Source organism: Micromonospora parastrephiae (genome assembly GCF_016802865.1).
In the GTDB taxonomy this organism is placed as follows: Bacteria; Actinomycetota; Actinomycetes; order Mycobacteriales; family Micromonosporaceae; genus Micromonospora; species Micromonospora parastrephiae.
In genome coordinates this window covers 1-7740 of sequence record NZ_JAEVHM010000225.1, presented here as the reverse complement: position 1 = coordinate 7740, position 7740 = coordinate 1, and the positions used below count along the sequence as shown (strand labels likewise).

Annotated in this window: 7 protein-coding genes and 1 pseudogene; 3 read left to right on the top strand and 5 right to left on the bottom strand. The window is 74.5% G+C overall.

Going from position 1 to position 7740, the window contains the following annotated elements:
- The 5 genes and pseudogenes from JNW91_RS27585 to JNW91_RS27565 form a co-directional block, all read right to left on the bottom strand.
- A pseudogene (locus tag JNW91_RS27585) lies at nt 1-673 on the bottom strand (PfkB family carbohydrate kinase); the annotation flags it as partial.
- A gap of 16 nt (nt 674-689) precedes the next feature.
- A complete protein-coding gene (locus JNW91_RS27580; protein ID WP_203178353.1) occupies nt 690-1364 on the bottom strand; it encodes a D-sedoheptulose-7-phosphate isomerase in 675 nt (224 codons plus the stop codon).
- On the bottom strand, nt 1361-2578 hold the full coding sequence (locus JNW91_RS27575) for a glycosyltransferase (RefSeq protein ID WP_203178351.1): 1218 nt from the start codon (nt 2576-2578) through the stop codon (nt 1361-1363). The genes JNW91_RS27580 and JNW91_RS27575 overlap by 4 nt, the downstream gene beginning before the upstream one ends.
- A complete protein-coding gene (locus tag JNW91_RS27570) occupies nt 2563-3537 on the bottom strand; it encodes a glycosyltransferase (RefSeq protein WP_203178350.1) in 975 nt (324 codons plus the stop codon). Before JNW91_RS27570 ends, JNW91_RS27575 begins: the two co-directional genes overlap by 16 nt.
- Nucleotides 3534-5207 (bottom strand): HAD-IIIA family hydrolase, encoded by a 1674-nt coding sequence (locus JNW91_RS27565; protein WP_203178349.1) that lies wholly within the window; start codon nt 5205-5207, stop codon nt 3534-3536. Before JNW91_RS27565 ends, JNW91_RS27570 begins: the two co-directional genes overlap by 4 nt.
- Nucleotides 5208-5370: 163 nt before the next feature.
- Between JNW91_RS27565 and JNW91_RS27560 the strand changes: the two genes are divergently transcribed.
- The 3 genes from JNW91_RS27560 to JNW91_RS27550 all read left to right on the top strand — a co-directional run bounded on the left by JNW91_RS27560 (nt 5371) and on the right by JNW91_RS27550 (nt 7722).
- A complete protein-coding gene (locus JNW91_RS27560) occupies nt 5371-5802 on the top strand; it encodes an SRPBCC family protein (RefSeq protein WP_309244500.1) in 432 nt (143 codons plus the stop codon).
- 2 nt (nt 5803-5804) lie between these two features.
- A complete protein-coding gene (locus JNW91_RS27555) occupies nt 5805-6821 on the top strand; it encodes an SDR family oxidoreductase (protein WP_203178347.1) in 1017 nt (338 codons plus the stop codon).
- Between the two features lie 133 nt (nt 6822-6954).
- On the top strand, nt 6955-7722 hold the full coding sequence (locus tag JNW91_RS27550; protein ID WP_203178345.1) for a polyprenol monophosphomannose synthase: 768 nt from the start codon (nt 6955-6957) through the stop codon (nt 7720-7722).
- The last annotated feature ends 18 nt before the right edge of the window (nt 7723-7740 follow it).

Sequence of the window (7740 nt, the reverse complement as noted above, 5' to 3'; positions counted from 1 at the left end):
CCCGCCCAGGGTCACCGCGACCGCCCCGGCCCGCCAGCGCCGGCGCAGTCCCTGCGCGCCCTGGGATGCGGCGGCCAGCCGCGACGTCCCGGGCAGCGTCGGGACCAGCTCCCGCACCTCGGACTCGTTCGGGGTGGCCAGGTGGACCCCGGGAACCGCGGCCGGGCCACGCGGATGCGGATCCCACACCACCGGCGCGCGGGTGGCGGCCAGCGCGTCGCGCAGCGCGGGCTGCCGGGCCACCCCCCGGCCGTAGTCGCTGACCAGCACCGCCGACGCCGCACCGATCACCCGCAACACCTCGTCCGAGGGCTGGCCCGGCTCGCCGGGCACACCGCCGCGGTCGTGACGCAGCAGCACCCGCCCCCGGGCCCGCAGCCGGATCTTCTCCGGCGTCGCCCCGGACAGGGGCAGCGGGTAGACCCGCACGCCGCGGCGGCGAGCAGCGCGCTCAGGCGGGCGCCACCGGCGTCGTCGGCGAGCGCGGTCACCAGCACCACCTCGGCGCCTGCGCGGCGGCGAACACCGCCGCCAGGCCGGCGCCACCGGGCCGGTCGGTGGCCACCGTCTCGTCGAGCACCGGCACCGGCGAGTCCGGGCAGAGCCGGTTCACCACCCCCTCGACGTCCCGGTCGAGCAGGGTGTCCCCGACCACCACCACGGGTCCCCTCACGCTGTCCTCCTCATCCTCACGCGTCGACCTGCTGCCCGGCCCCACCGCCGAGCACCACCTCGACCCCGGCCCGTACCGGAGACGACGACGCGGTGGCGGCCGGCGCGGCCTGGACGGACGCGGGCAGTTCCTGTTCGAGGTACTCGCAGATCAGGTGGCTCGTGACGAGGTGCAGCTCCTGGACGACCTGGGTGTCGGCCGACGACACGGCGAGCACCTCGTCGCACGCGTCGGCGAGGGCGTTGGGGGTCGGCCCGGTGAGCGCCCACGTGGTGAGGCCGGCGTCGCGGCCGGCCCGCGCGGCGGTGAGCAGGTTCTCGCTGGCGCCGCTGGTGCTCAGCAGCAGCAGGACGTCGCCGGGTCGCCCGTGCGCGCGGACCTGCCGGGCGTAGACGTCGGTGTAGCCGTAGTCGTTGGCGATGGCCGTGACCGCACTCGTCTCGGCGTGCAGAGCGATGGCCGACAGCGGCTGCCGGTCGTGGTGCAACTTGCCGACCAACTCGGCGGTGAGGTGCTGGGCCTCGGCGGCGCTGCCGCCGTTGCCCGCCACCAGCAACCGGCCGCCGGCCGCCAGCCGGTGGGCCAGCTCGGCGCCCCAGCGCGCCAACTGCGGCTCGTAACGCCGGTAGGGCACCAGCGCCGCGGCCAGGTTCGTCAGGTGGGTGTCGAGCAGGCTGCCCGTGGGCATCAGGCCACCACCCGGGTCGGCCGGCGCACCGCGACGACCTCGCCGTAGACCTCCGCCAGCCGCTCCGCGGTCGCCGCCCACGAGTACCGCGACCGGGCCCGCTCCCGCGCCGCCGCGGCGTACGCGAAGCGCCGGATCCGGTCGTCGAGCAGTCCCTGGACCGCGGTGGCCAGCGCCCGCGGGTCCCGGGCCGGCACGAGGTCCCCGGTCGTCCCGTCGACCACGGTGTCCCGGATGCCTCCCACGGCGGTGCCGACGACCGGCACCCCGCAGGCCATCGCCTCCAACGGGGTCAGGCCGAACGGCTCGTACCAGGGCGCGGCGACGAGCAGGTCCGCCGAGCGGTACCAGCGGCCCATCTCCTCCCGGGGCACCGCGCCGACCAGGTGCACCCGGTCGGCCACCCCGCACGTCTCGGCCAGCGCCCGCAGTCGCCGGGCGTACGGATCGGTCTCCAGCAGCCCCTCCGGCGGGCCACCGACCACCACGCACTCGGCGTCGGGCACCAGCGCCATCGCCCGGACGACCGTCTGGAAGCCCTTGCGCTCGACCAGCCGGCCCACGGTCAGGATCCGGGCCCGACCGGGCTCCCGGTCGGCGGCCGGCCCGAGCGGAGCGAACGTGGAGAGGTTGACACCGGAGGGCACGACCGTCATCCGGGACCGGGGCACCCCCATCCGCACCAGCTCGCCCACCTCGTCGCGGCACTGCGCGACCACCCGGTCCACCGAACGACCCAGCTCCCGCTCGTAGGCGATCCGCCGCGCCGGGCTGGTGTCCTGCACGCCCTGGTAGCGGCGCTTCACGGTGCCCAGCGCGTGGTACGTCTGCACCACCGGCACCCCGGTCTGGCGCCCGGCGGTCAACGCGGCGAGACCGCTCATCCAGAAGTGCGCGTGGATCACCTCGGGCGTCCAGTCGCCGCCGCGCCACCGCTCGACCAGCCAACGGCTGAACTCGCGCATGTGCGGCAGCAACGCGTCCTTGGCCACCGGCTCGGCCGGGCCGGTGGGCACGTGCACCACGTCGTACCCGTCCGGACTGCGGACCGTCACCGGCAGGTCGAGCGCGTCGCGGCGGGTGTAGACCCGCACCTCGTGCCCGGCGGCGGCGAGTGCGGCGGACAGCTCCGCGACGTGCGTGTTCTGGCCGCCGGCGTCCTCCCCTCCGAGGATGGCGAGCGGGCTGGCGTGCTCCGAGATCATCGCGATCCGCATACTTCCTCCTCCAGCAGCCGGTCCCAGTCAGCGAGGAAACGGTCGAGGCCGTATCTGTCCCGCGCGGCGGTCCGTGCCACCGCGCCGGCCTGACGCGCGGTCTCCGGTTCGGCGATGAACCGGCGGGCGGCGTCGAGCAGGGTGTCCGTCCGGGTGGCGAGCGCCCCCGCCTCCGGGGGAACGGCCGTCACCGCCTCGGTGGTGGCGAGCGCGACGACCGGCATGCCGATCGCCATCGCCTCGATGAGGCTGAGCCCGAGCGAGGTCCAGCGGCACAGGTGCAGGTACGCGCGCCGCCGGGCCAGCTCGGCGTGCATCCGGTTCTGGGGTACGTCGTCGTGGCTGGTGAGCCGTTCGGCAGGCAGACCGAGGTGGTCGGCGAGGCCGGCGACGCCCATGCCGAATACGTCCAGGGGCGCGATCTCGGCGAAGCGGGGCAGCAGGTCGGTGCCGGTGACCCGACCCCGCCGCACCGGCTCGTTGATCACCACGGCGAGCCGGTCCAGCTCGCCGGTGTAGGACACGGTGGGGGCGACGATGCCGTGGTCGACGACGGTGGTGCGGGTGGCGCCGGTGTCCCAGAAGATCTGGTTGAACCCGGTGACGTGGGCGACCAGCAGGTCGGCGCGGTCGACCATCGGATGGCGGGTGTTCGGCACGTCGCCCTTCGGGGTGTTGTGCTCGACGTAGATGGCGGGGATGTCACGGCCCGGACGGCGGCCCAGCCACTGCGCGGCGAGGTCGATCTCCTCGGGCCGTTGCAGAATGACCAGGTCGACGTCGGTGTCGGGCAACTCGTCGGGGGTGACCTCGACGGCGGTGTCCGGCCAGGGGTAGGTGCGGGCCCGGCCGAGGCCGTAGGGGCCGCGGTCGGGTGTGGTGGGGATCAGGTAGCGGTGACGGCCGTGCACGAACGACGTTGTCCAGGAGCCGTGCACGTGCCAGAGCAGGACATTCATCGGCCGCCACCACCGGGAACGGCGAGCACCCGCAGCGCCTCGACCACCTCGGCCGGCTCGACGTCGCCCAGGCACGGATGCCCGGGGACCGGGCAGCTCGCGGCCCGGGTGTTCCGGCAGGGCGCGGCGGCGTCCCCGAGCCGGACGGTGGGCACCCGGTACGGTCCCCACTGTCCGAACGGGACGGTCGGGGCGAAGAGACTCACCACCGGTACCCCGGCAGCGGCGGCCAGGTGCGCGGGGCCGGTGTTGCCGACCACCACCGCGCCGGCGTCCGCCACGATCGCGGCCAGCCCGGCCAGATCGGTCCGGCCACCCAGGTCGGTGCCGCCGGCCGCCGCGACCCGGGCGGTGACCGCACGCTCGTCGGGGCCGCCGGTGACCAGCACCCGGTGCCCGGCGGCGGTCAGTGCACCGGCGATCCGGCTCGCCAGCTCGGGCGGGCAGGCCCGGCTCGACGCGGCGGAGCCGGGGTGCAGCACCACGTACCCGGGATCCCCGAGGTCGGCCGGGCGCGGCGGTAGGGCATCCGGCCGGAGCCGGAGCACGGGTTCGTCGCCGTCGGGCAGCCGGTGGCCGGCGGCGGCGGCGAGGGAGAGCGCGCGTTCGGGTTCGGGCACGCCCACCGGCACCCGGTGGCGGACGTCCAGCAGGGAGCCGGGGTAATCGTCGCTGATCGCCGCGATGCGGCCGATCCCCGCCATCCGCAGCAGCAACGCCAGCGGCAGTGCGGACTGGTGGAACGAGGTGAACACCACCGCCTGGTCCGCGCCGACGGCGGCGAGGCGCGTGGTGAGGCCGCGCACGGCCGCCGGGTCGACCGGCGCCGGGTTCGGGTCGATCCACGGCAGCGGATGCTCGATGATCTCGTCGACGCCGGGCAGCAGCTCCGCCGCGGCGCGTCCCCGCGGCCCGCACAGCAGCACCACCCGCTGCGCGCCGGCCGCCACGGCACGGATCGCCGGTCCGCTGACGAGCACGTCCCCGGCCGAGTCCGAACGCACCACCAGCGCCGTCCCCATACGCTCACCGGTCGGCGCGGGCCGTACCGCCTGCTGGCGGCGCAGGATCTCGTCGATCGCCGAGGGCAGGTCGGTGGCCACCCACCCGGCGGCGGCGATCTCCTCCGGCCGGGTCACCGGTGTGGGCACCAGCACTCCCGCCGCGCCGGCGGCCAGAGCGGCGGCGACGTCCCGGCCGATGTCGCCGACCATGACGCACCGCGACGCGCTCGTGCCCAACTCCCGGGCCGCGGCGTGCACCAGGCCGGGCGCCGGTTTGCGGCAGTCGCACCGGTCGGCGTCGTCGTGCGGGCAGACCAACCACGCGTCGAAGCGGCCCAGCAGTTCCTCGACACGGGCGTGCACCGCCCGCATCTGCTCGCCGGTGAAGTAGCCGCGGGCCAGGCCCGACTGGTTGGTCACCACCGCCAGGCGCAGGCCGGCCGCCCGCAACCGGTCCAGCGCCGCCCGCGCGCCCGGCACCGGCCGCACCTTCTCCGGGTCACCGTTGTACGGCACGTCCTCGATCAGGGTGCCGTCCCGGTCGAGCAGCACCGCGTCGTACAGGACCCCGCGAGGGCTCCCGACGGGCCCGGACCAGACCCGGCCAGCACCGGCGTAAACCCGGGCTGACCTGCGCTGATCCGGATCCTCCTGGTCCTGTCGCACAGCCGGCGGGTTCCCTGCGCCCCGAGGAGTAAACGTCGTCGTCGACGCGGTGGGCCAGCACCGCCAGCGTGCCCCGCGTCGGCCTTACCCGCCGCCCCGGAGAAGCTAACCCGCAGGTCGTTAGCCCTCACCAGGACGCGGGTATGGGAGTTCAGTGGCGATAGTGGAGAAAGTGATAAAGGCTTCCCCGCAGCAGGTGTTCGACGTGCTGGCGGACGGTTGGACGTACAGCGACTGGGTGGTCGGCACGGCTCACGTGCGCGACGTGGACGACGCCTGGCCCCGGGTGGGCAGCCAGCTGCACCACCGGACCGGACCGTGGCCGTTCTCCTTGCAGGACGCCTCGACAGTGCTGCTGTGCGAGGCACCGCAGCGGCTCGTGCTGCGGGCCGGTCTGTGGCCGGCCGGTGAGGCGATCGTGACGTTCACCCTGGAACCGGTCGGCGACGGCGTCACCCGGGTCCGCATCGGTGAGGAGTTCGCCGCAGGACCACTGCGCTGGGTCCGCAACAAGCTCAACGACCTGGTGCTGCACATGCGTAACCGGGAGACGCTGGCACGACTCTCCGACATCGCCACCCGCCAGAAGGGGTGACCGTGACGCGGACCGTGGTGGTGACCGGAGCGAGTGCCGGGGTGGGCCGGGCGGTGGCGCACGCGTACGCCGCCCGGGGCGCCCGGTTGGCGTTGCTGGCCCGTGGCGAGGCCGGCCTGGCTGCCGCCGAGCGGGAGTGCCGGCGGCGTGGCGCCGCCGACGTGCGCGTCTACCGGGTCGACGTGGCGGACGCGGGCGCGGTGCAGCAGGCCGCCGACGACGTGGTGCACCGGTGGGGCGGCATCGACGTGTGGATCAACAACGCGATGGTGTCGGTGTTCGCGCCGGCGTGGGAGATCCCGGCGCGGGAGTTCCGCCGGGTCACCGAGGTCACCTACCTGGGCACGGTGCACGGCACCCTGGCCGCGCTGCGGCACATGCGCGCGCACGGTCAGGGCGCGATCGTGCAGGTGGGCTCCGCGCTGGCCTACCGGGGGATCCCGTTGCAGTCGGCGTACTGCGCGAGCAAGCACGCCGTCCAGGGGTTCAACGACTCGCTGCGGGCCGAACTGCTGCGCGAGTCCCCGGGGGTGAAGCTGTCGATGGTGCAGCTGCCCGCGGTGAACACGCCACAGTTCTCCTGGGTCCGTACCCGGCTGCCCCGGCATCCGCAGCCGGTGCCGCCGATCTTCACACCGGAGGTGGCCGCCCGCGCGATCGTCTGGGCCGCCGACCACGGCACCCGGGAACTCAACGTCGGCGGCCCGACGTGGCGCGCCCGGCTCGGCGACATCCTGATCCCCGGCCTGCTCGACCGGAAGCTGGCCCGCGACGGGTACGACAGTCAGCAGACCGGCGCGACGATCGACCCCACCACCTGGCGGGACAACCTCGACCACCCCGGCGACGAGGACCGGGACCGGGGCGCGGCGGGCGTGTTCGCCGAACGGGCGCGCGACCGCTCGGCGGCGCTGTGGGTGGGCACCCACAAGCCGGCGCTGTCCGGTGTGGCGCTCGCCGGTGTGGCGCTCGCCGGTGTGGCGCTCGCCCTCACCGCCGTGGCCCGGCGTCTGCGCTGACCCGACGCGTGCGGGCCGCCGTCGTCGTCGGATGACCTCGCCCGCAACGCCCGGAAGGGGAGCGTTTTCCACTCCGGCGCGGCAACTGGATACCCTCTCAGGTAGCCCTGTCCGCAAACCGAGGATGTCCGACATGATCGAGCCCGTGCAGCTGCCGTCGCCGTGGCGGGACGCACGCCTGACCGTCGTGGTGCCCACCTACAACGAGGCGGGCAACCTCCCGGCGCTGGTCGGGCGGCTGCTCGCGCTGCCGCTGCCGGGGCTGCGCATCCTCGTCGCCGACGACAACTCCCCCGACGGCACCGGCGAGGTGGCCGACAAGTTGGCCATCGAGCACCCGGATCGGATCGAGGTGGTGCACCGGGCCGGCAAGGAGGGCCTGGGCCGGGCCTACGTGGACGGAATCGGGCGCGCGCTCGACGGTGGCGCCGAGTACGTGGCCCAGATGGACGCCGACCTGTCGCACCCGCCGGAGGCGCTGCCGGGGATGCTGGGCGCGCTGCTCTCCACCCAGGCCGGCGTGGTGATCGGTTCCCGGTACGTGCCCGGTGGCGAGCTGGACGAGAACTGGCCGCTGTACCGCCGGGCGCTCAGCGGCTGGGCGAACCTCTACGTGCACACCCTGCTGCGGGTGCGGATCCGGGACCTGACCGCCGGCTTCAAGATCTGGCGCGCCGACGCTCTGCGGGACATCGGTCTGGACCGGGTGCAGTCCAACGGCTACAGCTTCCAGGTGGAGATGCACTACCTGGCCACCAAGCTGGGGCACACCATCCTGGAGGTGCCGATCCGCTTCGAGGAGCGGCGCGACGGCGAGTCCAAGATGACCACCGCGACCAAGATCGAAAGCGCGTTGATGCCGTTCCGCCTTCGCAACAAACACCGCAACATCACCCACTAACCCACCCCACCCACCCCC